20 protein-coding genes are annotated in these 23,383 nt (G+C 68.6%); 10 read left to right on the top strand and 10 right to left on the bottom strand.

Annotation, left to right across the window (positions count from 1 at the left end; translation table 11 throughout):
- Positions 1 to 15 precede the first annotated feature (15 nt).
- Genes AC07N1_RS14495 through rhmD form a run of 6 tightly spaced genes read right to left on the bottom strand, consistent with a single transcriptional unit; the run spans position 16 to position 7,967 of the window.
- A complete protein-coding gene (locus AC07N1_RS14495) occupies positions 16 to 3,789 on the bottom strand; it encodes a beta-galactosidase (protein ID WP_494672448.1) in 3,774 nt (1,257 codons plus the stop codon).
- 5 nt (positions 3,790 to 3,794) lie between these two features.
- Positions 3,795 to 4,130, bottom strand: a complete 336-nt coding sequence (locus AC07N1_RS14490) for an L-rhamnose mutarotase (RefSeq protein WP_110122029.1) — start codon at positions 4,128 to 4,130, stop codon at positions 3,795 to 3,797.
- A 31-nt stretch (positions 4,131 to 4,161) separates the two neighbouring features.
- On the bottom strand, positions 4,162 to 5,079 hold the full coding sequence (locus AC07N1_RS14485) for an amidohydrolase family protein (protein WP_494672447.1): 918 nt from the start codon (positions 5,077 to 5,079) through the stop codon (positions 4,162 to 4,164).
- Positions 5,080 to 5,136: 57 nt separating this feature from the next.
- The gene (locus tag AC07N1_RS14480; RefSeq protein ID WP_494672446.1) at positions 5,137 to 5,886 is read right to left on the bottom strand and encodes an SDR family NAD(P)-dependent oxidoreductase; all 750 of its coding nucleotides are present in this window, start codon (positions 5,884 to 5,886) and stop codon (positions 5,137 to 5,139) included.
- On the bottom strand, positions 5,883 to 6,746 hold the full coding sequence (locus AC07N1_RS14475; RefSeq protein WP_110122026.1) for a 2,4-didehydro-3-deoxy-L-rhamnonate hydrolase: 864 nt from the start codon (positions 6,744 to 6,746) through the stop codon (positions 5,883 to 5,885). Before AC07N1_RS14475 ends, AC07N1_RS14480 begins: the two co-directional genes overlap by 4 nt.
- 42 nt (positions 6,747 to 6,788) lie before the next feature.
- Positions 6,789 to 7,967 (bottom strand): L-rhamnonate dehydratase, encoded by a 1,179-nt coding sequence (gene rhmD / locus AC07N1_RS14470; protein WP_487288284.1) that lies wholly within the window; start codon positions 7,965 to 7,967, stop codon positions 6,789 to 6,791.
- Between the two features lie 212 nt (positions 7,968 to 8,179).
- Here rhmD and AC07N1_RS14465 point away from each other — a divergent pair, with 212 nt between their 5' ends.
- The 8 genes from AC07N1_RS14465 (at position 8,180) to AC07N1_RS14430 (ending at position 15,773) form a co-directional block, all read left to right on the top strand.
- Positions 8,180 to 9,013, top strand: a complete 834-nt coding sequence (locus AC07N1_RS14465) for an IclR family transcriptional regulator (RefSeq protein ID WP_494672445.1) — start codon at positions 8,180 to 8,182, stop codon at positions 9,011 to 9,013.
- Between the two features lie 32 nt (positions 9,014 to 9,045).
- Entirely contained in the window at positions 9,046 to 9,807 is a 762-nt protein-coding gene (gene lra1, locus AC07N1_RS14460; protein WP_494593375.1) for an L-rhamnose 1-dehydrogenase Lra1, read from the top strand.
- Positions 9,808 to 9,811: 4 nt separating this feature from the next.
- Entirely contained in the window at positions 9,812 to 10,951 is a 1,140-nt protein-coding gene (lldD, locus tag AC07N1_RS14455; protein WP_494672444.1) for an FMN-dependent L-lactate dehydrogenase LldD, read from the top strand.
- On the top strand, positions 10,951 to 11,742 hold the full coding sequence (locus AC07N1_RS14450) for a rhamnogalacturonan acetylesterase (RefSeq protein ID WP_494672443.1): 792 nt from the start codon (positions 10,951 to 10,953) through the stop codon (positions 11,740 to 11,742). Before lldD ends, AC07N1_RS14450 begins: the two co-directional genes overlap by 1 nt.
- 188 nt (positions 11,743 to 11,930) lie before the next feature.
- Positions 11,931 to 13,160 carry an SGNH/GDSL hydrolase family protein gene (locus tag AC07N1_RS14445; RefSeq protein WP_494672442.1) on the top strand — a complete coding sequence of 410 codons (1,230 nt, stop codon included), beginning with the start codon at positions 11,931 to 11,933 and terminating at the stop codon, positions 13,158 to 13,160.
- 76 nt (positions 13,161 to 13,236) lie between these two features.
- Positions 13,237 to 13,413 carry a hypothetical protein gene (locus AC07N1_RS14440; RefSeq protein ID WP_494672441.1) on the top strand — a complete coding sequence of 59 codons (177 nt, stop codon included), beginning with the start codon at positions 13,237 to 13,239 and terminating at the stop codon, positions 13,411 to 13,413.
- Positions 13,414 to 13,664: 251 nt separating this feature from the next.
- Complete coding sequence (locus AC07N1_RS14435) at positions 13,665 to 14,978, top strand: serine hydrolase domain-containing protein (protein WP_494672440.1); 1,314 nt, start codon at positions 13,665 to 13,667, stop codon at positions 14,976 to 14,978.
- A 27-nt stretch (positions 14,979 to 15,005) separates the two neighbouring features.
- Positions 15,006 to 15,773, top strand: a complete 768-nt coding sequence (locus AC07N1_RS14430; protein ID WP_494672439.1) for an SDR family oxidoreductase — start codon at positions 15,006 to 15,008, stop codon at positions 15,771 to 15,773.
- Between the two features lie 185 nt (positions 15,774 to 15,958).
- Here the strand turns inward: AC07N1_RS14430 and AC07N1_RS14425 are convergent, their stop codons facing one another.
- Both AC07N1_RS14425 and AC07N1_RS14420 read right to left on the bottom strand, forming a co-directional pair.
- Positions 15,959 to 16,804, bottom strand: coding sequence for an arginyltransferase (locus tag AC07N1_RS14425; protein WP_494672438.1), 846 nt, complete (start codon positions 16,802 to 16,804; stop codon positions 15,959 to 15,961).
- A gap of 110 nt (positions 16,805 to 16,914) precedes the next feature.
- Positions 16,915 to 17,814 carry a flagellar motor protein MotB gene (locus AC07N1_RS14420; protein WP_494672437.1) on the bottom strand — a complete coding sequence of 300 codons (900 nt, stop codon included), beginning with the start codon at positions 17,812 to 17,814 and terminating at the stop codon, positions 16,915 to 16,917.
- A 127-nt stretch (positions 17,815 to 17,941) separates the two neighbouring features.
- Between AC07N1_RS14420 and AC07N1_RS14415 the strand changes: the two genes are divergently transcribed.
- Complete coding sequence (locus AC07N1_RS14415; protein WP_494672436.1) at positions 17,942 to 18,799, top strand: NAD(P)-dependent oxidoreductase; 858 nt, start codon at positions 17,942 to 17,944, stop codon at positions 18,797 to 18,799.
- Between the two features lie 3 nt (positions 18,800 to 18,802).
- Entirely contained in the window at positions 18,803 to 19,870 is a 1,068-nt protein-coding gene (locus tag AC07N1_RS14410) for an alpha/beta fold hydrolase (protein ID WP_494672435.1), read from the top strand.
- Positions 19,871 to 19,999: 129 nt separating this feature from the next.
- Here the strand turns inward: AC07N1_RS14410 and AC07N1_RS14405 are convergent, their stop codons facing one another.
- The gene (locus AC07N1_RS14405) at positions 20,000 to 20,890 is read right to left on the bottom strand and encodes a 3'-5' exonuclease (protein ID WP_494672434.1); all 891 of its coding nucleotides are present in this window, start codon (positions 20,888 to 20,890) and stop codon (positions 20,000 to 20,002) included.
- Positions 20,866 to 23,253 (bottom strand): NAD-dependent DNA ligase LigA, encoded by a 2,388-nt coding sequence (gene ligA, locus AC07N1_RS14400; RefSeq protein ID WP_494672433.1) that lies wholly within the window; start codon positions 23,251 to 23,253, stop codon positions 20,866 to 20,868. The genes AC07N1_RS14405 and ligA overlap by 25 nt, the downstream gene beginning before the upstream one ends.
- Between the last annotated feature and the right edge of the window lie 130 nt (positions 23,254 to 23,383).

Genomic DNA, 23,383 nt, shown 5'->3' with positions numbered 1-23,383 from the left:
GGAGTAGGCGGGGGCCTACTGTTTGTAGTTCGGCGCGGGAACGCGGGCGACGGGCACGCCGCCTTCCACGTTGCGCAGCACTTCGAGTTTGACGGCTTCCAGGGCGTCGCCGGGGGCGCCGTCGCTGGTCACGGCCAGGGCGATGGTGTTCTTGCCGTGCTCGTCGATGATGCCGCTCGGCAGGACGAAGGTCCGCTGCGGGCCGACATGGGCGATGAACTGGCCCATGTTCCAGCCATTGACGAAGATCAGCACGCGGTAGCGGCCCGGCGAGCGCGGGGTCTTCGGATCGCCGATGGTCAAGCCCAGGGTCACGTCCTGGTCCTTGGGCAGGGCCAGATCGAAGTTCGTCCGATACCAGGTCGTGCCGGCGTAGGGCTGGGTGGCCGCCATGTCGGCCTTCGCCCAGCCCTGGTCGGGGAAGCCCGGCAGGTGCCAGCCGTTGCGCTCGCCGTACTGGCCGCCTTCGTTCAGCGAACCGCGCACCGGATCGGCGATGTCCTCGCCGCCCTTGTTGCCCTGGATCTTCCAGGCGATCGGCACGGCGAAGCTGTAGCTCGTGGGGCTCGACAGCGAGGCCGAGACGAGGCCGCGGGCTTCCTTGTGGAAGTCGTCGGCGTCGAGGTCCCAGTTGTGGCCGTTGTTGCGCACCATCACCGACAGCACGTGCTCGCCGTCGCCGCGCAAGTCTTCCGGCAGCTTGAAGGTGGCCACGCCCGTGGTGATCGGGCGGGGCAGGCCGCCGTCCAGCTCGTGCTGGCCCAGGAACTTGCCGTCCAGCCAGACCTGCAGCATGCCCGCGCCGCCGGCGCCGTAGTGCAGGGTCAGGGTGTCGATGTCGGCGCGGCCCTTGTAGCGGCCGCGATACCAGACGTCGCCGTTGTGGAAGCCGTGGGTGCTCATGTCGAGCGCCGGCTGGCCGGTGGGCGGACGCACGGTGGAGCCGCCGCGCTTGCCCTCGGCCTTGGCCCAGGCGCTGTCGTCGAAGGCGGGATCCGACTCGGGCGAGCCGGCGGCGGTCTTCCAGTCGAGCTTGGCGAGGTCGGGAACGGTGACCGCGGCGGGGCCGGGCAGGGCCTTGGACGCCAGCAGCGAGCCGCTGGTCGTGGCCTTGGCGGCGACGGCGGCGCCGTTCCAGCGGACGGACTTGACGCCCTTGGGGGCGAAGACTTCCAGCGGGCTTTCGGTCTCGGTGTCGCCGGTCAGGGACAGCACGCCGCCCTTGACGGCCGCGGTGCGCACGAGGCCGGGGCCGCGCTGCAGGGTCGGGCCGGCGGCGGTGTCCTGGCGCCAGAAGGTCTGGCCCGTGGCCTCGTCGGCCAGCAGCAGCACCAGGGGCGGACGACCGCCGCCGGTGATGCGCACGCGGGCCAGGCCCATGTGGCTGTAGGTCAGCTTCAGGTCGCCCTTGGCGGCGTCGAAGGCCGAGGTGACCTGGCCTTCCAGCACCTCGACCTTGGGCTCTTGGGCGTAGCGCAGCACGGTCTCGCCCGCTTCGCCGGCGCGGCCGTAGAGCAGGGCCAGATCGCCGCCGTTCCAGGGCAGGTGGGTCTGGATCTCGGAGGTCGAATAGACCAGCCGCTGGCCGCCCAGGTCGTAGCTGGCCATCAGCATCTTGCTGTCCTGGCCCTTGATCCGCGAGGGGACCACGTACTCGCCGTCGCGGGTCTTCAGCTTGAAGGTGAAGGCCTCGTCGCCGGTGGCGCTGCTGGGATTGTGGACCACCACGTAGAGGTGGCTGCCGGTCTCGGTGTTGACGTTGTGATAGACGCGGACCTTGTCGTTCGAGACCGTAACGAACTCGCCCTTGTCCATGCGGGTCAGGTCCGGAACCGCGTTCAGGAACTGGCCCATCTGCTTCATGACCTTGGCCTTGTCGCGAAGCCCGCGGGCCTCGTCGATGGCCGAGCCGTAGTCGTAGGAGCTGAACACCACCGGGGCCGGCAGCCAGCCCCAGCTGGTGCCGCCATAGGTCATGTAGAAGCTCTGGATCGTCAGGCCGTTGGCGATGTTGGTTCCGTAGAACACCCGCTGGTAGCCGACGCCGCGATGGATGGCGGTGCAGTCGTAGTCGCCGTTGCTGCCCCAGTAGTCGAACCAGCCGCCGCCGAACTCGGCCGCGAAGCCGGGGGTGTTGGGGCTGGCCGAGGCGCCGCCCTTGGCGCCGCCGGCGCCGTAGAGGCCCCAGTCGGGCGCGACGCCGGCCGCCGACGGCGTGGAGTCGACCTTGCACGAGCCGCCCGGATAACCGTCGAAGGCGTAGAGGTCGGCCGGGCCTTCCACAGTGCCGGGGACCTTGGAGTCCTTGGGCACCCAGTAGCCGTTGCGGCCCTTGTCGTTGTGGAACAGCGGGACGGTGATGCCGTCGGCGCGGGCCTTGTCGGCCAGCCACTGCATGTAGCGCTGCTGCGGGGCGCCGACGACGTCGAGCTCGTTCTCGATCTGGTGGGCGATGACCGTGCCCTGGCCGGTGGTCAGCTGGTGGCGGGCGATGACCTTGTTGATCTGGCTCAGCCACTCGTCGGCGGCTTGGATGTATTCCGGCGCATCGGTGCGGGCGCGGGCCTGCTGGTTGACCAGCCAGCCGGGGAAGCCGCCGCGCGTCAGCTCGGCGTTCACGTAGGGCCCGGCGCGGGTGATGACGTAGAGGCCTTCTTCCTTGGCCATGGTCAGCACGCGATCCATGTCGCGCACGCCGCTGAAGTCGTAGACCCCCTGCTTGGGCGAGTGGTAGCCCCAGTCGATGTAGATCGCGACGGTGTTGTAGCCGCTGGCCTTCATCTTCTGGAGGATGTCGCGCCAGAGATCGGGGCTGGGCACGCGGAAGGGGTGGAACTCGCCGCCCCAGGAGTAGATGCGGTTTCCGTCGACCTTCAGGGAGTACTTGTCCCAGGTGATCTTGTGGGCCTCGGCGGGCTTCTCCGCGACAGCCTGGTCGCCGCCTTCCTTGAGCACGGTGAAGTGGCGGACCGTGCCGGAAAGCTCGGGCAGTTCCTGCTTCTTGGTCCAGGTGCGGAAGCCGTCCTTGCTGTCGGAGTACCAGTAGCGCTTGGCCATGTACTCGTCGAAATAGACGCGCCATGCCCCTTCAGGGGTACGAGTGACGGCGGGACCTTCGAGGAACTTGCCCCAGCCGGCCCAGTCGCCGCCGCCCTTGACCTGCCAGGGGCCGTCCAGCGACGGGGCGGTCAGCAGTTCGATGAACTTGGTCGTCTCGTTCTTGGCGAAGGCCTGGTACTGCGAGCCTTCGCGCACGACGAAGGCGTCGATGTAGTTGGGGCCCATGCCCGACAGCGGGCGCGGGGCGCTCCAGGCGGTCAGGTCGGTGTCCTGGGCCGTGATGCGGTAGGGCTGAAACTGCCCGCCGATGCCGGTGGTCGAGACCGACAGGATCAGATGCTCGGAGCCGTCCTGGTCGACGAACCACTCGGGCGCCCAGCTGTTGGTGGCGCCGGGCACGTCGATGGTGACGTCGCGCAGGAAGGTCCAGTCGACCAGGTCCTTGCTGCGGGCCAGGCCGATGGTGTTGCCGGTCCAGCCGGTGGTGTAGGCGACGTAGTAGAAGCCGTCCTTGCGCTTGAGCACGCTGGGATCGCGGATCAGACCCTTGGGCGGGGTATAGGCCAGGGGCTTCTGCAGGGTGAAGCGCGCGCCGTCCGCCGAGTCGTAGATGCTCATGTTCGACTGGCTGGCGTTGGTGAACGCCGTCATGACGTAGCGCGTCGGCTCGGCCAGAGCTGTCGTGGCGAGCAGGGCGGCGGCGAGGCCGAAAAGGGCTGAACGCTTCACGGTCTTCAGCCCTCGAAGAAGAAGACGGGCTTCAGCGGCCACTCGACGGGCTTGTTGTCGGGGTGGACCTCCATCAGGTCGGCCATGAAGTCCCACCAGCGCTTCATCACCGGCTGCAGGGGCAGGGCGTCCTTGTTGTTGTCCGGCTTCAGGCGCAGCACGGCGAACAGGCTCATGGTCTCTTCGTCGAGGAAGATCGAATAGTCGTAGATGCCCGCGCCGCGCAGGGCTTCGGCCAGGTCCGGCCACAGCTCGTCGTGACGGCGCTCGTACTCGGCGGCGACGCCGGCCTTCAGCTGCATGCGGAAGGCGATCGGGCGACCTTCGATCTTGCTGCTCATGGGGTGTCCTCCGGGCGTCTTTTTATGGTTGTCAGGCGATGCGGTAGATATCGGCGGCCGTGCCGGCGAACAGGCGCTGGCGGTCGGCGTCGCTGAAATCGGCCGTGATGGCGTCGTAGGCCGAATAGAAGGCGTCGAAGCTGCCGTGCACCTTCTCGACGGGGAAGTTGCTGGCGAACATGCTGCGTTCCGCGCCGAAGGCCTCGATCACGTAGAGGACGAACGGGCGCAGGCTTTCCACCGTCCAGGCGCGGTCGACCATGGCCAGGCCAGAGATCTTGCACGAGACGTTGGGACGCTTGGCGAGGTCCGCGAGGCCGGCGCGCCAGAGGGCGAGACCCGCCTCGTCGCGGTCGGTCGGCATGCCGGCGTGGTTGACGATCAGCGGGATGTCGGGATGGGCGTCGGCCAGGGCGGCGGCGGTCGCCATCTGCGAGGGATAGAGCTGCAGGTCGAACGACAGGCCGTGGTCGGCCAGGAGGGAAAAGCCCCGGCGCCACTGGTCGTTCAGCAGCAGGTCGGACGGGCCGTAGGTCTTGGCCGGGTCCTCGTGGAAATTGACGATCTGGCGGATTCCGCGAACGCGCGGGCGCTCGGCGTGGGCTTCGAGCAGGAGCTCGACGTTCGGATCGTCCAGATTGGCGCCGGCGACGATCGCGGCAATTGAGGGGAGGGGCGGTGCGCCGGCGTCGGCCAGGCCTTCCAGCCAGTCGGTTTCAGAGAGCTGCTTGTCGGTAGGCAGGCCGCACTCGACGTGGACCAGGCTCTGGACGCGCCAGGGCAGGGCGTCGGCGGCGTAGTCGGCGGGCAGGTAGTCCTTTCCGGCGATCAGGGCCATGTCGCCGGCCGGATTGTTGGGCAGCGGGTCGTCCTGCAGCCACGAATAGTAGTGCTTGTCGAGGTCCCACAGGTGCATGTGGGCGTCGATGATCGGACCCGCGTACGCCATGGTTCCTCCCTTTGAACCCGCCCGCCCCGAAGGGCGGGCGAGCCCGGATACAAAAGCTTAGAAGGTGGTCCGGCCGCCGGACGTGTCGAAGGTGGCGGCGGTGGTGAAGCTGCACTCTTCGCTGGCCATGAAGCAGACCATGGCGGCGCTTTCCTCGACTTCGCCGAGGCGGCCCATCGGGATCTTCGAGCGCATGTACTCGACCTGGCTGGCCGGCAGTTGCTCGAGGATCGGGCTTTCGAAGGTGGCGGGGGTCAGGGCGTTGGCGATCACGCCCTTGCCGGCCAGTTCCTTGCCCAGCGACTTGGTCAGGCCGATCACGCCGGCCTTCGACGCCGAATAGGCGCTGGCGTTCGGATTGCCTTCCTTGCCGGCCACCGAGGCGACGTTGACGATGCGGCCGTAGCCGGCCGCCAGCATGTGCGGCACCACCGAACGGCAGCAGTAGAAGAGGCCGTTCAGGTTGATGTCGATGACGCGCTTCCAGCTGTCGAGCGGGAACTCGTGCACCGGCACGGTGGCGCCGGTGATGCCGGCCGAATTGACCAGCACGTCGATCTTGCCGAGGGCTTCCAGGCTGGCGGCCGTGGCGGCGGCGACCTGGGCTTCGTCGGAGACGTCCAGAGCGAAGGTGAAGGTGGCGCCGATCTCTTCGGCGGCGGCCTTCAGGGCCTCGGCGTTGACGTCCCAGAGGGCGACCTTGCCGCCTTCGGCGATCAGGCGGCGGGCGGTTTCCTTGCCCAGGCCCGAGGCGCCGCCGGTGATGACGGCGGCGCGGTTTGCAAAGCGGTTGGCGTAGACGGTCACGAGACGCCTTCCTTGGTCCAGGCGATGACTTCCTGGCGCTGGCTGCCGAGCTTCTCGATGCCCAGCTCCATGACGTCGCCGGCCTTGAGGAAGATCTTTTCCGGCTTCTGGCCTTCGCCGACGCCCGGAGGGGTGCCCGTGGTCAGGATGTCGCCCGGCTCCAGGGTGACGAAGCGGCTCATATAGGCGATCAGCTCGGCGACGCCGAAGATCATCGTCTTGCTGTTGCCGGTCTGCATGCGCTTGCCGTTGAGGTCGAGCCACATGTCGAGGTTCTGGCAATCGCCGACCTCATCGGCGGTGACGACCCACGGACCGACCGGACCGAAGGTGTCGCAGCCCTTGCCCTTGTCCCACTGCGAGCCGAGCTCTTTCTGGAAGGCGCGCTCGGAGACGTCGTTCACCAGCACGTAGCCGGCGACGTAGTCCAGGGCCTCGGATTGCTCGACATAGCGGGCGCGCTTGCCGATCACGACGCCCAGTTCGACTTCCCAGTCGCCCTTCTCGGCGCCCTTGGGCAGCATGACCTGGTCGTTCGGGCCGTTCAGGCACGAGATCGCCTTGGTGAAGAAGATCGGCTCGGGCGGGGGCTCGAGGCCGGCTTCCTTGGCGTGGTCGGCGAAGTTCAGGCCGATGGCCAGGAACTTGCCGACATTGCCGATCGGCACGCCGTAGCGCGGCGAGCCTTCGACGACCGGCAGCGTAGCCGGGTCGATGGCGGCGATCTTGGCCAGGCCCTCGGGCGACAGCTCGGCGCCGGTGATGTCGGACACGTGGCCCGACAGGTCGCGGATCTTGCCTTCGGCGTCGAGCAGACCGGGCTTTTCGGCGCCCCGCGGGCCGTAACGCAGCAGTTTCATGATCTTCTGGCTCTAGGGGGAATGGGGGAGGAAAGGCGCGGCTTACCGCGGATAGGGACGGTGCAGGGCGATGTCGCGGTTCAGCTCGACGCCGAAGCCGGGCGCGTCGCCGAGCTTGAGCTTGCCGTTGACCGGCACGGGCTCGCCGATCAGCTGCGGATGGAACATCGGCACGACCTCGTCGGCCTTGGGCGCCATCATCAGGAACTCGGCGAACGGGCTGTTATGGCGCGTGATGACGAAGTGATAGCTGTACACCGACGAGCCGTGCGGGATCATCATCACGCCCTTGCTGTCGGCCAGGTTGGCGATCTTGATCAGTTCGGTGACGCCGCCGCACCAGCCCACGTCCGGCTGGATGATGTCGCAGCATTCCATCTCCAGCAGCATGCGGAAGCCCCAGCGGGTGGCTTCGTGCTCGCCGGTGGTGACCAGCATGCCCTTGGGCGCGTTCTTCTTGAGGTCGCGATAGCCCCAGTAGTCGTCGGGGCTCAGGGCCTCCTCGATCCACTTCAGGCCCAGCTCGTGGGCCTTGTGGGCCAGCTTGGTGGCGTAGTTGAGGTCCAGCGACATCCAGCAGTCGAACATCAGCCAGAAGTCCTCGCCCACGCGCTCGCGCATGGTGGCCAGTTCCTGGATGTTCTTGTGCAGGCCTTCCTCGCCCTCGGCCGGGCCGTGGTGCAGGGGCATCTTGCCGCCGATGAAGCCCATCTCCTTGGCCAGGTCCGGACGGGCGCCGGTGGCGTAGAAGGTCAGCTCGTCACGGACCTTGCCGCCCAGCAGGGCGTAGACCGGCTCCTGGCGCAGCTTGCCCAGCAGGTCGTACAGTGCCAGGTCGACGCCCGAGATGGCGTTCACGACCAGGCCCTTGCGGCCGTAGTACTGGGTGGAGAAGTACATCTGGTCCCAGATCTTCTCGACCTCGGTCGGGTCGCGGCCTTCCAGGAAGCGGGCCAGGTGCTTTTCGACGATGAAGGCGGCCGGCTCGCCGCCGGTGGTCACCGCGAAGCCGATCGTGCCGTCGACGGCCTCGATCTCGACGACCAGCGTGCCCAGCACGTTGATGCCGAAGCTCTGGCGGCTCTGGCGGTATTCCGGATAGCGCGACATCGGGGTGGCGATGTGATCGTCGATCCAGTGGCCTTCGCCCTGGTCGTGATAATCAGCGCCGCCGCCGCGGACCACGAAGGCCCGGACATGCTTGATCAAGGGAAGCGGCATCCTAGTGCTCCAACAACGCCCGGTCGCTCGACCGGATCAACCCCAAACCGGGGGAGGGCGCGCCAGCGGGGCCGCCGAACGGCGCGAACACATGTTCGCGCTACCTCCCCAGAACATCGTATGACACGCTCGCCGCGGTAGATCCGTGACCCGAAGAGTCGCGAAGCGAGCCCTTGTCTTGCGTTCCATATTATGAGAGGTAGTGCTACAAAATGAAACCCAGCACGTCAAGGGGAGCGGAACCAGTGGCTGACGACGAAGGCGCGGCGACCAAGAGCCCAAGCGGCAGCCAGACGCTGTTTCGCGGCCTGGACGTGCTCGACGTGGTGGCCGATGCGGGCGCCATCGGCCTGCCGGCCCTGGCCGCGCGACTCGGCCTGACCCGCAGCACCACCCACCGACTGGCCACGGCGTTGGTCGAACGGCGTATGCTCACCCAAACGCCGCGCGAAGGCTATAGCCTTGGCTCCAAGCTGCTCGAGCTGGGCTATCTGGCCAGCCAGCAGATGGACCTGCCGCGCGTGGCGCGCCCGCACCTGGAAAAGCTGTGGGAAGAGCTGGAAGACACCGTCCACCTGGGCGTGCTCGACGACGACCGCGCTCTTTATCTGGACAAGCTGACCGGCCGCCGCCGCATCAACATCTCCTCGCGCGTGGGCGATCGCCAGCCGATCCGCTCGACGGGCCTGGGCAAGGCCCTGGTGCTGGACGACGAGGAAGCCCGCTGGCGCGCGCTCTATCGCAAGGAAGGCCCGGCCGCCGCCGGCGCGCCCAACGAAGAGCAGTGGATCGCGTGGATGCGCGACTACTCCCAGCGCGGGATCGCCTTCGACCTTGAAGAGAATGAAGACCGCATCCGCTGCGTGGCCGCGCCCGTGCGCGGGGCGGGCGGTCAGATCGTCGCCGCGATCAGCGTCTCGGGCGCTGCTCAGTACATGGACGACGAACGGATGACCGGCCTGGTGGACGACGTCCGCCTGGCCGCCGACGCGATCAGCCGCGATTTGGGCTGGAACGGTAAGCGGGGTTCGGGCGCCAAGACCTGACGCCTCCCGCGCGTATGTATGACGGAGGAACTATGCTTCTGAAGGACAAGGTGGTGCTGGTGACCGGCGCCTCGGGCGGCATCGGCAAGGCGGCCGCCATCGGCGCCGCGCGTCATGGCGCCGACGTGGCGATCAACTACCACTCCGACGAGGCCGGCGCGGCCGACGCCGTGGCGCAGATCGAGGCCCTGGGCCGTCGCGCCATCGCCGTGAAGGGCGACGTGGCCGAGGTCGCCACGGCCAAGGCCTTCGTCGACGCCGCGGTCGAGGCCTTCGGCAAGGTCGACGTGTTCGTCAACAACGCCGGCATCTGCCCGTTCCACGCCTTCCTCGACATGCCGCCCGAGGTTCTCGAGCGGACCATGAAGGTCAATCTGCACGGCGCCTATTACATGGTGCAGGCGGCGGCCAACCAGATGGTCAAGCAAGGCCACGGCGGTTCGATCATCGCCGTCAGCTCTATCAGCGCCCTGGTCGGCGGCGGCATGCAGACGCACTACACCCCGACCAAGGCCGGCGTGCACAGCCTGATGCAGTCGACCGCCATCGCGCTCGGCAAGTACGGCATCCGCTGCAACTCGGTGCTGCCGGGCACGATCGAGACCGCGATCAACAAGGAAGACCTGGCCGACGTCGCCAAGCGCGAATACATGAGCGGCCGCATCCCGCTGGGCCGCCTGGGCGAGCCCGACGACCTGGCCGGCCCGATCGTGTTCCTGGCCTCGGACCTGGCCAACTACGTCACCGGCGCGGCCCTGCTGGTGGACGGCGGCGCGTTCGTGAACCTGCAGTAGTCCAGTGATCATCTCGTCGACCACCGACTTCCGCGAGGCGGCGCGGCGCAAGCTGCCGCGCTTCCTGTTCGACTACATCGACGGCGGCGCCTATGCCGAGCGGACCCTGGCCCGCAACGTCTCCGACCTCGCCGACCTGGCCCTGCGCCAGCGGGTGCTCAAGGACGTGTCCAGGGTCTCGACGGCGACCAGCCTGTTCGGCGTGGAGCAGTCCATGCCGGTGGTGCTGGCGCCGGTCGGCCTGACGGGCATGTACGCCCGGCGGGGCGAGTGCCAGGCGGTGCGCGCGGCTTCGGCCAAGGGCGTGCCGCTGTGCCTGTCGACGGTGTCGGTGTGCGATGTCGACGAGGTGGCGGCGGCGTCCAGCCGGCCGCTGTGGTTCCAGCTCTATGTGCTGCGGGATCGCGCCTTCATGCGCGACCTCTTGGCGCGGGCGGCGGCGGCGGGGGCGACCACTCTGGTCTTCACCGTCGACATGCCCGTGCCGGGGGCCCGCTACCGCGACGCTCACTCGGGGATGAGCGGTCCGAACGCCTCAGTGCGCCGGATGCTGCAGGCCGTCGGCCGACCGCAATGGGCGTGGGATGTCGGCCTGATGGGCCGTCCCCACACCCTGGGCAACGTCGCCCCGGTGCTGAAGGGCAATACCGGCCTGGAGGACTTCATGGGCTGGCTGGGGGCGAACTTCGACCCCTCGATCCAGTGGAAGGACCTGGAATGGATCCGCGAGTCCTGGAAGGGGCCGCTGATCATCAAGGGCGTGCTCGATCCCGAGGACGCCAAGGCCGCCGCCGACATCGGCGCCGACGGCGTGGTGGTGTCCAACCACGGCGGCCGCCAGCTGGACGGGGTGCTGTCCTCGACCAAGGCCCTGCCGGCGATCGCCGAGGCGGTGGGCGACAAGCTGACGGTGCTGGCCGATGGCGGGGTGCGCTCGGGCCTCGACGTGGTGCGGATGCTGGCCCTGGGCGCCAAGGGCGTGCTGCTGGGCCGTGCGGCCGTCTACGCCCTGGCGGCCAATGGGCAGGCCGGGGTGACCCAGCTGCTCGACCTGATGGAGAAGGAGATGCGCGTGGCCATGGCGCTGACAGGCGTCAATTCCGTCTCCGAGATCGACAGTTCCATCCTGGCGGAGACCCGCTGATGAAGATCGCCGCCCTCGCACTGGCTCTGGTCATGGGGGCGGCGCCCGCCGCCCTGGCCGATCCGAACCGCATCGTCATCGCCAGCGACTCCACTGCCGCCGACTACAGCGCCCGCAGCTTCCCGCAGATGGGCTGGGGCATGGTGCTGAAGTGCTCGCTGAAGCCTGAGGCCCAGATCGTCAACCTGGCGCGCGGCGGCCGCTCGACCAAGACCTTCCAGGAGGAGGGGTTGTGGTCGGTGCTGATGGCCCAGCTGCAGAAGGACGACACCGTCCTGATCCAGTTCGGCCACAACGACGCCGACACCAAGAAGATCGTCCGCTTCACCGACCCGAACGGGGCCTATGCCGACAACCTGCGCCGGTTCGTGGCCGATGTGCGCACGGCCGGCGGCAAGCCGGTGCTGATCACCCCGATCGCCAAGCTGATCTTCAAGGACGGCAAGATCCAGGACACCCACGGTCCCTATTCGGCGACCGTGCGGCGGGTGGCGGCGGAGACGAAGACCCCGCTGATCGACCTCGACAAGGAAAGCCAGGCGGCCCTGCAGAAGATGGGCGAGGCGCAGGGCGCCAAGCGCTTCATGATCTATTCGGCGGCCGACAAGATCGCCAGCCACCCGGAAGGGATCAACGACACCACCCACCCCAACGAGCTGGGCGCGCGCATGGCGGCCGGCATCGTGGCCAAGGGCCTGCGGGGGGCGAAGGTTCCGGCGTCCAAGCTGGTGCTGCGCGGCGTGGCCGACGCTTCGGCGCGGGGGGAGCCCAGCTGCGCTGGGCGGCCGTAAGCAGGCAAAAAGAAAGGAGCGCTGGCCAAGCCGGCGCTCCTGCGACCTCAGGGGGAACGAGGTCAGGCAGAACGGGGAAGGATCGAACTCGATCCAACGATCAATTCTCACAATATGGACAATTGATCGATATATTGAGAATATCACTGAAGTGGCGGACGTCAACCGCCGTTGCGTGGGGAAACGCCGTGAAACGACTTCTTCTGTCCGCCGCCCTGGTGCTGGCCCTGGCGCCGAGCGCGCCGCTGCTGGCCGCGCCGAAAGCCCGTCCCACCGCCGTCGCGACCGCGCCGGCCTGGCGCAGCGCCTGGGGCAATGCGCCGATCGCCCCGCAGGCCGTGGCCCGTCCGGGGGAGGCGAGGGCCTTCACCGACGTCACGGTGCGCCAGGTCATGCGGCTGAACGCCGGCGGCGACGCGCTGCGCCTGCGGCTGTCCAACGAACTCAATGAGCGGCCGCTGGCGGTGGGGGCGATCACGGTCGCGCCGGCCGACGCCGACGGCAAGATCCTGGGCGCGCCGGTCGCGGTGACCGTGGGCGGCAAGAGCGAGTTCACGATCGCGCCGGGCGCGCCGCTGCTGACCGATCCCGTCGCCCTGCCGGTCAAGGCCATGGACCGGGTGTCGGTGGCGATCTTCTATGTCGGGACCCAGGCCCCGGCCGGCCACCGCGTGCGCCTGTTCGTGGCCCCGCCCGGCAACCACGTGGCCAAGAGCCAGATCCCGGGTGAAGAGGCCCTGAAGGGGCCGGGCCTGGTCAGCGGCGTCGAGGTGCGCGGCGCGGCCGAGGCGCCGGTGCTGGTGGCGATCGGCGACTCGATCACCGAGGGTTCCGGTTCGACCGCCAACGCCGACAAGGGCTATCCCGAGCAGTTGGCCCAGCGCCTGGCCGCGCGCGGCGAGGGCTGGAGCGTGGTCAATATGGGCGTCGGCGGCGGGCGGCTGCTGCGCGAGGTGTCGGGGCCCAGCGCACTGTCGCGCTTCGACCGCGACGTGCTGAGCGTGGCGGGGCTGAAGGCGGTGTTCCTGCTGGAAGGTATCAACGACATCGGCCGTCCGGCCCAGCCGGGCTTCGCCGCCGACGCCGTGACGCCGGAAGACCTGATCGCCGGCTATCGCCAGCTGATCGCCCGGGCCCACGCGCGCGGCGTCAAGATCTATGGCGGCGTCATCCCGCCGTTCGAGGGCGCGGCCTACTACCACGAGAAGGGCGAGGCGACGCGTCAGGCGGTCAACGCCTGGATCCGCACCAGCGGCGAGTTCGACGGGATCGTCGACTTCGACGCGGTGCTGCGCGACCCGGCCAAGCCCAGCCAGCTGCGTGTCGAGACGCATGGCGGCGACCATCTGCACCCCAACGACGCAGGCTACGCCCTGATGGCCGAAGCGATCGACAAGGCGCTGTTCCCGGCGAAGTAGCGGGCGCGGGCCGGGTTGTCGCGATGGTGGAAAGCGGGCTAGCTCCCCGCGGTATCCTTGTGTGGGGGCTTTTCCGATGAAGACCATCAAGTCGCTGCTGGCCGGCGCGTTCGTCCTGGCGGCGCCGACCCTGGCCCATGCGGCCGACGGCGACTCGAAGAAGTCGACGGCGGTGTTCATCGCGCTGTTCGCGGTGTTCTGCGGCGTGGGGACGATGTTCCTGGCCGTGGCGGCCGCCAACAGGAAGAAGTAGTCGCCATTCCTCTTTCAAACGCCTTTTCAAACGCCTTCCTGGGCCTTGTGCCCAGGATCCATCGTTCGGTTGCTCAGATCTTTGCGGGACGGCTCAGGTTTGAGCGGTCGCCGGCATGGGCCCTCGCCACAGGGGCGAGGGAGGCGATCTTTTAGGGGACGAGGTTTCGTGGGACCCAGAAACCCAAGGCGTGATTGCACCTGTCGCAATCCCCGGTAAGGTCGCCTCCAAACGGCTGTTTGGGGTGATGCATGGCGATACGGCGTTTCGGGCTGGCGACGGCCCTGGCCTTCTCTCTGGCGATGGGCGCATCGCCCGTCTTCGCCGCTCCGAAACCGGTCCTGCCGGCCGCCGCGCCCGAGAGCGTCGGGGTCTCGTCCGAGCGGCTGGCCAAGCTGGACGCCTTCATGAAGAACCTCGTCGCCACCGGCCATCTGCCGGGCGCGACGACGATGCTGCTGCGCCACGGCAAGGTGGTCAGCTTCGAGACCTACGGCGCCCAGGGCTTCGGCGGCCCGCCGATGACCAAGGACACGATCTTCCGCATCTATTCCCAGACCAAGCCGGTCACGGGCGTGGCGATGATGATCCTGTTCGAGGAGGGCAAGTGGCGCCTCGACGACCCGGTGACCAAGTACATCCCGGAGTTCGCCAATCTGCGCGTCTACAAGGGTGTGAACCCCGACGGCTCGTTCATCACCGATCCGTCCGATCGCCCGCCGAGCATGCGCGAGATCATGAACCACACGGCCGGCTTCGCCTACGGCCTCAACCCCGACAACCCGGTCGACAAGGCCTATGTCTCGACCGGGGTGCTGGGCTCCAAGAGCGGCCAGGAGTTCGTCGAGAAGGTCGCCAAGCTGCCGCTGGTCGGCCCGCCCGGCAAGCAGTGGAAGTACAGCGTCGGCGTCGACATCCAGGGCTTCATCGTCGAGAAGCTGTCGGGCCAGAGCCTGCCGGACTTCATGCAGAGCCGCATCTTCACGCCGCTGAAGATGAAGGACACCGGCTTCTCGCTGCCGGCCGACAAGGCTTCGCGCCTGGCCAGCCTCTACATGTGGAACGGCAAGGAAAAGAAGATCGTCCCGGCCGAGGGCTTCATGGTGCTGGACATCACCAAGCCGCCGGTCGTGGCCTCGGGCGGCGGGGGGCTGGTCTCGACCAGCACCGACTACGCCCGCTTCGCCCAGATGCTGCTGAACGGCGGCGAGCTGGACGGGACGCGGATCCTGTCGCCGGCCACCGTCAAGCTGATGGCGTCCGATCACCTGGACGACGTGATCCTCGACAACCCCGAAGCCCCGTTCTCCAAGGCGACCGGCAAGGGTTTCGGCCTGGACTTCATGGTCGTCACCGATCCGGCCCGGGCCGGCACGCTGGCGGGGAAGGGGACCTACAGCTGGGGCGGCGCGGCCGGCACCTGGTTCTGGATCGACCCGGCCAACGACGTGATCTTCCTGGGCATGATCCACGTGCTGGGCAAGGACGGCGATCCGGCCCTGCGCAATATCGACGAACGCACGGCGACCCTGGTCTATCAGGCGCTGACGAACCCCGAAAAATAAGGCCCACGAAAGGGCTGGAGGAAACGCATGCTGGAAATGTTCTCGCTCGAGGGCCGGGTGGCGCTCGTCACCGGCGGGTCGCGCGGCATCGGCCGGATGATCGCCGAGGGCTTCCTGCGCTACGGCGCGGCGCGGGTCTACATCACCGCCCGCAAGGCCGGGGCCTGCGACGCGGCCGCCGAGGAGCTGTCGGAATTCGGCGAGTGCGTGTCGCTGCCGGGCGACATCTCGACCCTGGAAGGCGTGCAGGGCCTGGCGGCGCGGATCATCGAGCGCGAGAGCAAGCTCGACATTCTGGTCAACAACGCCGGCGCGGCCTGGGGCGCGGAGTTCGATACGTTCCCCGAGGCCGGCTGGGACAAGACCGTCGACCTCAACATGAAGACCCCGTTCTTCCTGACCCAGGCCCTGATCGGTCCGCTGCGCGAAGCGGCCAAGGCCCGGGTGGCCAAGGTGATCAACATCGCCTCGATCGACGGCCTGTCGGTGACCAAGGAGGAGACCTATCCCTACGGCGCCAGCAAGGCGGGTTTGATCCACATGACCAAGCGCATGGCCCTGCGGCTGGCGGCAGACAACATCGCCGTCTCGGCCATCGCGCCCGGCGCCTTTCCCAGCGACATGAACCGCGTCGCCCGCGACCACGCCGACGCCGTGGCCAAGCACATTCCCGCGGGCCGTATCGGCGAGCCCGAGGACATGGCCGGGGCCGCGATCTACCTGGCTTCGCGGGCAGGGGACTATGTGGTGGGGGCGACGCTGGCGGTGGACGGCGGGGTGGCCTGGTCGCGGTAGACGACAGCCTTCTAGCCCGTCACTCCCGCTTTTATCCCGTCATTCCCGCCCTTGTGGCGGGAACCCCTGGTTCCGTCCGCACGTGAAGCGCCAGCGGACTGCTTGGCAGTCCGCCCTTCTGTCCTTGCGGCTGACAGAGGGTTTCCCGCCACAAGGGCGGGAATGACGGCAAGTAAAAAGAGGGGCTACGGCTTCCCAGCCGCCGGCAGTTCGGTCAGCGGCGTCGCGTCCGACAGCTCGACCTCGCGCACGGCCGGGGCGGGGGACGCCTTGGGCGGGCGGGCGCCGCGTTCGCGGGCCGACATCAGCGACCAGCCGCCGGGCTTCAGGATCTCCAGCGGCGAGAACTTGGCCTTGTAGGCCATCTTCTCCGACCCCGGCACCCAGTACCCCAGATAGACGTAGGGCAGGCCGGTCAGGCGGGCCTGGACGATGTGGTCGAGGATGATGAAGGAGCCCAGGCTGCGACGCACCTCGGTCGGGTCGTAGAAGCTGTAGACCAGCGACAGGCCGTCGGCGAGCACGTCGACCAGCACGCAGGCCACCAGTTCGCCCGGGCCGCGGTCGACGGACGGGCGGCGGTATTCAATCAGGTGGGTGCGGACAGCGGTGTCCTCGACCATGGCGACATAGTCGGGCCAGGTCATCTCGGCCATGCCGCCGTCGGCGTGGCGGGCGGTGAGATAGCGGCGCAGCAGCTCGAACTGCTCCAGCGTGGCCTCGGCCTCGACCAGGTGGCGCACGAGGTCGCCGTTGCGGTTCAGGGCGCGGCGCTCCGAGCGCGAGAATTCGTAGTCGGCCGCCGGGGCGCGCGCAGACTGGCAGGCGCGGCAGGTCTCGCAGGCGGGACGGTAGGCGATGTTCTGGGAGCGACGGAAGCCGACCTGGGTCAGGCTGTCGTTGACGCCGGGACCGTCGGACAGGGGCAGGTGCGTGAAGACCTTCCGCTCCTGGCGGCCGGCCAGGTACGGGCATGGGGTCGGCGCCGTCAGGAAGAACCGAAGCTGTCGCGTCGGAAAATGCTGCGTCACGTCGTCCCTGTCCCCTTCCTCCGGCCAGGCCCCCGCCTATGCCTCAGGGGCGATTAGGCGGCATGCCGAGCCGTTGTGCAAGTCGGACAAACGCGTGACGCGGCATACGGTCACAGGTTGTCGGGCAGGACGGGCTTTTCGCGCAGCAGGACGATGGAGATCCGGCGGTTGCCGGCCAGGGTGGGATCGTCGGCGTAGAGGGGCTCGGAATTGGCCTTGCCCGACACCTGGTAGATGCGGTCGTCGTCGACGCCGGCCCCGCGCAGGATCTGGCGCGAGGCGTCGGCGCGCTGGGCCGACAGGGACCAGTCGCTGTCGGCCTTGCGGCCGCGGGCGTCGGCGCTGGTGTGGCCCGAGACGGTGATGCGGTTGGGCAGCTGGTTGATGACCTTGGCCACGGCGCGCAGCAGCAGGCGGGCCCGGTCGTTGGGCTCGCGCGAGTTCTCCTTGAACATCGAGCGGCCTTCCTGGTCGATCAGCTGGATACGCAGGCCTTCCGGGGTCTGGTCGATCATGATCTGCTTCGACAGCTCGGCCAGTTCGGGCATGTCCTGCAGCGACTGGCGCAGCGACTGGGCGGCCGAGGCGAAGCTGTCCTGCTCCTTCTTGGCCAGGGCGTCGCGCAGGGCGTCCTCGCTGGCCGAGTCGAGGCTGGCGGTGGTCGAGGACTGGCCGTCCTGGTTGGTCTGGTCGGGGGCTTCGGGAGCCATCTGCTGGACGACCGACATCTTGCCGTCGGCCTTGGCGCCGTCGTCGCCGAGCGAGGTGCCGCCCAGGATGCCGCCCGAGCCGCTGGTGCTGGACGAGATCGAGGCGGGGGCGAAGTAGTCGGCGATGCCCTGTTTCTGCTCGGGGCTGGTCGTGTTGAGCAGCCACATCAGCAGGAAGAAGGCCATCATCGCCGTCACGAAGTCGGCATAGGCGACCTTCCAGGCGCCGCCATGGTGACCATGACCGCCGCCCTTCTTGATCTTCTTGATGATGATCGGCGCTTCGCCGGTCGACGCCATCGTGCTTAAGCCTGCTTAACCCTGTTGGGGCAACCTGACGGCAGGACGTTAAAATGGCGTTGCGATCGCAGGCCCGAGGGGCCAGACACAGCTCCGAAACCGCAGGGTGCGGCAAGGAGTCTCGCGCATGAAGACGGCGTTCATCGGCCTTGGAGTGATGGGCTTTCCGATGGCGGGCCACCTGCAGGCCGCCGGCCATGACGTGACCGTCTACAATCGTACTGCCGAGAAGGCCGCCCGCTGGGTGGAAAAGCACGGCGGCGGCAGCGATCCGACGATCGCCGGGGCGTCGAAGGGCGCGCAGCTGGTCGCCCTGTGCGTGGGCAACGACGACGACGTCCGCGCTGTGGTGGCCGAGATCCTGCCGGCTCTGGAAGCCGGCGCGATCATCGTCGACCACACCACGACCTCGGCCAAGGTGGCGCGGGAGATGGCGGAGCTGTCGGCGGCCAAGGGCGTCGGCTTCCTCGACGCGCCGGTTTCCGGCGGCCAGGCGGGGGCGGAGAACGGCCAGCTGACGATCATGGTCGGCGGCGAGCAGGCCGTTTACGACGCCGCCGAGCCGGTGCTGAACGTCTACGCCAAGGCCATGCGGCTGATGGGGCCGTCGGGCGCGGGCCAGCTGACCAAGATGTGCAACCAGATCGCCATCGCCGGCGTGGTCCAGGGCGTGGCCGAGGCGCTGCACTTCGCCAAGCGCGCCGGCCTGCCGACCGACGACGTGCTGGCGGCGATCTCCAAGGGCGCGGCCCAGTCCTGGCAGATGGAGAACCGCTGGGGGACGATGTCGCGCGGCGAGTTCGAGTTCGGCTTCGCGGTCGACTGGATGCGCAAGGACCTCGGCATCGCCCTGGACGAAGCGGCCAGCAACGGCGCGAGCCTGGAGGTCACGAAGCTGATCGACGGCTTCTACGGCGAGGTTCAGGAACTGGGCGGCAATCGTTGGGACACCTCCAGCCTCGTGGCCCGGCTGGAGAAGAAGTAAGCCATGCGCCGCCTGCTGCTGACCCTGGCCGCCTGCGCGGCTTTCGCGCCCGCCGCCGTTTTGTCCGCTCCGGCCGTCGCGCCTAAAGACGGCGAGTTCGTGGTGAAGGACTTCAAGTTCCGCTCGGGCGAAAGCCTGCCGGAGCTGCGGCTGCACTACACGACGCTGGGCGAGCCCAAGAGGGACGCGCAGGGGCGGGTGACCAATGCGGTGATGGTGCTGCACGGGACGGGCGGCAGCGGAAAGCAGTTCCTGTCGCCGCAGTTCGCCGACGAACTGCTGGTTCCGGGCGGCCTGCTGGATCCGGCCAAGTGGTATGTGATCCTGCCGGACGGCATAGGCCATGGGAAATCGTCGAAGCCCTCGGACGGGCTGAAGGCCAGGTTCCCGCACTACGACTATGACGACATGGTGCAGGCCCAGCACCGGCTGCTGGTCGAGGGGCTGAAGATTGATCGCCTGCGGCTGCTGATGGGCACGTCGATGGGCTGCATGCACGCCTTCGTCTGGGGCGAGGCGTATCTGGGCTTCGCGCAGAAGCTGGCCCCCTTCGCCTGCCAGCCGGTTGCCATCGCCGGCCGCAACCGCATGTGGCGCAAGATGACCATGGACGCCATCAAGGCCGACCCCGCCTGGAACGGCGGCGACTATGTCGAGCAGCCGAAGCAGGGCCTGCGCACGGCGACCGACTTCCTGATCATCGCCGGCGCCTCGGCCCTGCCGATGCAACTGGCGCTGCCGACCCGCGAGGCGACCGACAAGGCCCTGGAAGCCGACTTCGCCCGTCGCATCGCGGGGCTCGACGCCAACGACCTGCTCTACCAGGTGGACGCTTCGAGGAACTACGACCCGTCGGCGGGGCTGGAGAAGATCGAGGTCCCGGTGCTGTGGATCAACTCGGCCGACGACTTCATCAACCCTCCGGAGCTTGGCATCGCCGAGCGCGAGGTGAAGCGGCTGAAGCGCGGGGAGTTCGTGCTGCTGCCGGCGTCCGAGAAGACGAAGGGGCATGGCAGCCATACCTGGGCGGTGCTGTGGAAGGACCGGCTGGCGGAGTTCTTGGGGAAGTAGTCAGCGAAGACCCCCTCAGTCGCTCCGCGACAGCTCCCCCAGAGGGGGAGCATCTTCTTGGCGCGGTGCTTCTAGATCCTCCCCCTTTGGGGGAGGTGGCCCGGAGGGCCGGAGGGGGCCGCGAAGCGGTCACCCCACCAGCGCCAGCCATTCCTCCTCGCGCATCACCTGCACGCCCATGGCTTCGGCCGTGCGCAGCTTGGCCCCCGCGCCGGGGCCGGCGATCACCAGATCGACCTTGCGGCTCATGGATAGGACCACGCGGGCGCTCATGGCGGCGGCGAGGCCCTGGGCTTCCTCGCGGCTCATGGTGTCGAGCTGGCCGGTGAAGACCACCGTGCGGCCCATCAGGCGGCGCTCGGCGCCGGGCGGCAGCAGGCGGGGCGGGGGAGGGGCCCGGCGCTTGGGGACCTGGGCGGCCTGCGAGGGCGCGTAGCCGCCGCTGTGGAGCCGCCCGAGCGTCAGGCCGATCCGGCCGGGCAGGTCGTGAACGCCGCCCGCGCCGGTCTCGCCGGCGGCGGCGAGGGCGACCGCGCCGCAGGCATAGGCGTCGCCGGCCGCGTCGTGGTGCTTGAAATCGATCCCCAGATGGCGGCCGACCACGTTCAGCTTGTGCGAGACGAGGTCGGGCCAGACGCTGCGGGCGACCTGCACGGTGCACATGTAGTCGAAGGCCGGCGGGGCCAGGCCGTAGTGCTCGCAGGTGCGGCGGATGACGCTGATGTCGAAGGCGGCGTTGTGGGCCAGCACCAGCGCGCCGTCGAGGTCGCCCCGCAGCCTTTCGAGCACGGCGGGGAACTCGTCGGCGTCGCGCACGTGGTTCGGGCCGATGCCGTGGAAGGCGATGTTGAACGGCGCGAACCGCATGTCCCACGGCCGGATGTAGTGGTGGTCGACGCGGGCGACCGCGCCTTCCTCGATCCAGGCCAGACCGATCGAGCAGGGGCTCGACCGGGTCTCGTTGGCGGTCTCGAAATCGATGGCGACGACCTTCATCAGCCGGCGACCAGGGCCAGCCACTCGTCCTCGGTCATCACCTGGATGCCGAGGTCCTGGGCGGTCTTGAGCTTGGAGCCCGCGCCCGGGCCGGCCACCACCAGGTGGGTCTTCTTGGAGACCGACGAGGCGACCTTGGCGCCCAGGGCCTCGGCCTGGGCCTTGGCCTCGTCGCGGGTCATCTTCTCCAGCGCGCCGGTGAAGACCACGGTCTTGCCGGCCACGGCGGTGTCGGTCTTGGGCTTGGCCACGGCCTGGACGTCGAGCTGGGCCAAGAGGTTCTCGACCTTCTGGCGGTTGTGCTCCTCGGCGAAGAAGCGGGCCAGGGACTGGGCGGCGACCGGGCCGACGCCGTCGACGGCGGCCAGGTGCAGATAGTCCTCGCCCGGCGCGCCCTTGGCGGCCTCGGCCAGGCCCTGCGCGAAGGCGTCCCAGGTTCCGTAGCGCTGGGCGAGAGCCGCGCGGGCCGGCTTGGTCAGCTTGGGGACGACCTGGCCGATCTTCAGCTCCAGATCCTCGGACTGCGGCCAGGGATCGGCGGGCACGCCGGCGCGGCCGGCCTCGACCAGCAGGTCCAGCGCCTTGGGGCCGACGCCGGCGGCGGTGGACAGCTCCAGATAGGTCGCGCCCGGCAGGCCTTTGGCGGCGGCTTCGGAGGCGGCCTGCAGGTCGGCGAACTGGTCGAAGTGGCGGGCCAGCACGGTCGAGGTGGTCTCGCCGATGTCGCGGGCGCCCAGGCCGTAGATCATCCGGTCCAGTCCGATGGTGCGGCGGGCGTCGATGCCGACGATCAGGTTCTTGACCGAGGTCTCGCCGTAGCCGTCGCGTTCGCGCAGGGCCGCCAGCTTCTCCTCGTCGCGGGCCAGGCGGAAGATGTCGGCCGGCTCGTTGATCCAGCCCTCGTCGAAGAAGGCCTGCAGCTGCTTTTCGCCCAGGCCCTCGATGTCGAAGGCGCGGCGGGAGACGAAGTGGCGCAGGTGCTCGACGCGCTGGAACGGGCAGGCGAATTCGCCGGTGCAGCGGCGGACGACGGACTCCACGCCGTTGGCGTTGATCTCCTGGGTCAGGGCCGTCTTCAGCGGGCATTCGCAGACGTGCGGGAAGACGTAGGGTTCGGCACCTTCCGGACGGACCGACACGTCGACCTCGACGATCTGCGGGATCACGTCGCCGGCGCGTTGCAGGACGACGGTGTCGCCGATGCGGACGTCGAGACGGGCGATCTCGTCGGCGTTGTGCAGGGTGGCGTTGGTCACCGAGACGCCGCCGACGGTGACGGGCTTGAGGCGGGCCACGGGCGTGTGGGCGCCGGTGCGGCCGACCTGGATGTCGATGGCCTCAAGGATCGTCTTGGCGCGCTGGGCCGGGAACTTGCGGGCGATGGCCCAGCGGGGCGAGCGCGATACAAAGCCCAGGCGGCGCTGGCGCTCCAGGTCGTCGACCTTGTAGACGACGCCGTCGATGTCGAAGGGCAGCTGCGGACGCAGGGTCTCGAAATGGGCGTAGACGTCGAGCAGGCCCTGCGCGCCCTCGACCTTCTGGGCCGGCGGGGCGGTGGTGACGAAGCCCCATTCCTCGAGCTTTTCCAGCGCTTCCCACTGGCCGGCGGCGAAGGACTCTGAGGCCTGACCCCAGGCGTAGCCGAAGAAGCGCAGCGGCCGCGTGGCGCTGATCTTCGGGTCGATCTGGCGCAGCGAGCCGGCGGCGAAGTTGCGCGGGTTGGCGTAGGTGCGCGAACCGGCCTCCTCGGCGGCCCGGTTGAAGGCGGCGAAGGCCTCCAGCTCGACATAGACCTCGCCGCGGATCTCGATCTCCCTGGGCCAACCCGCGCCGCTCAGTTGCCGGGGAATGTCGGCGGGAATGATCGAGCCGTCCGGCATGGTGCGCGGCTCGCTCAGGGTCAGGAGATTGGCGGTGACGTCTTCACCGGTTCGGCCGTCGCCTCGCGTGGCACCGCGCACCAGCTTGCCGTCGCGATAGAGGATGGAAGCCGACAGGCCGTCGATCTTGGGCTCGGCGGTGTAGAACACCGGTTCGTCGGCCCCGATGCGCAGGAAGCGGCGGATGCGGGCGTCGAACTCGGTCGCCTCGTCGTTGGAGAAGGCGTTGTCGAGGCTGAGCATCGGTACGCCGTGCTCGACCGGCGAGAACTGGGCCGAGCGCGCGGCGCCGACCTTCAGCGACGGGGAGTTCTCGCGGATCAGGTGCGGGAAGCGGGCCTCGATCTCGGCGTTGCGGCGCTTGAGTTCGTCGTAACCGGCGTCGTCGATCGTCGGCGCGTCGTCCTGATAGTAGCGCAGGTCGTGGCCGGCCATCTCGTCGGCGAGACGCTCCAGTTCCTCGACGGCTTGGGCTTCGGTGAGGTCGGCGACGGGGATCTGAGACACGGGCAGGCGAATCCGGTTGCGGGCGGCGGGGCAACTTAGATGATCCTCCCCCTCTGGGGGAGGTGGCCCGGAGGGCCGGAGAGGGGACGTATTCAGCCGCGGTGCGATCCCTCTCCCCTTGCGGGAGAGG

It is taken from the genome of Caulobacter sp. GW821-FHT09B11 (assembly GCF_059418205.1).
This window is presented reverse-complemented; position numbering and strand designations above follow the sequence as displayed.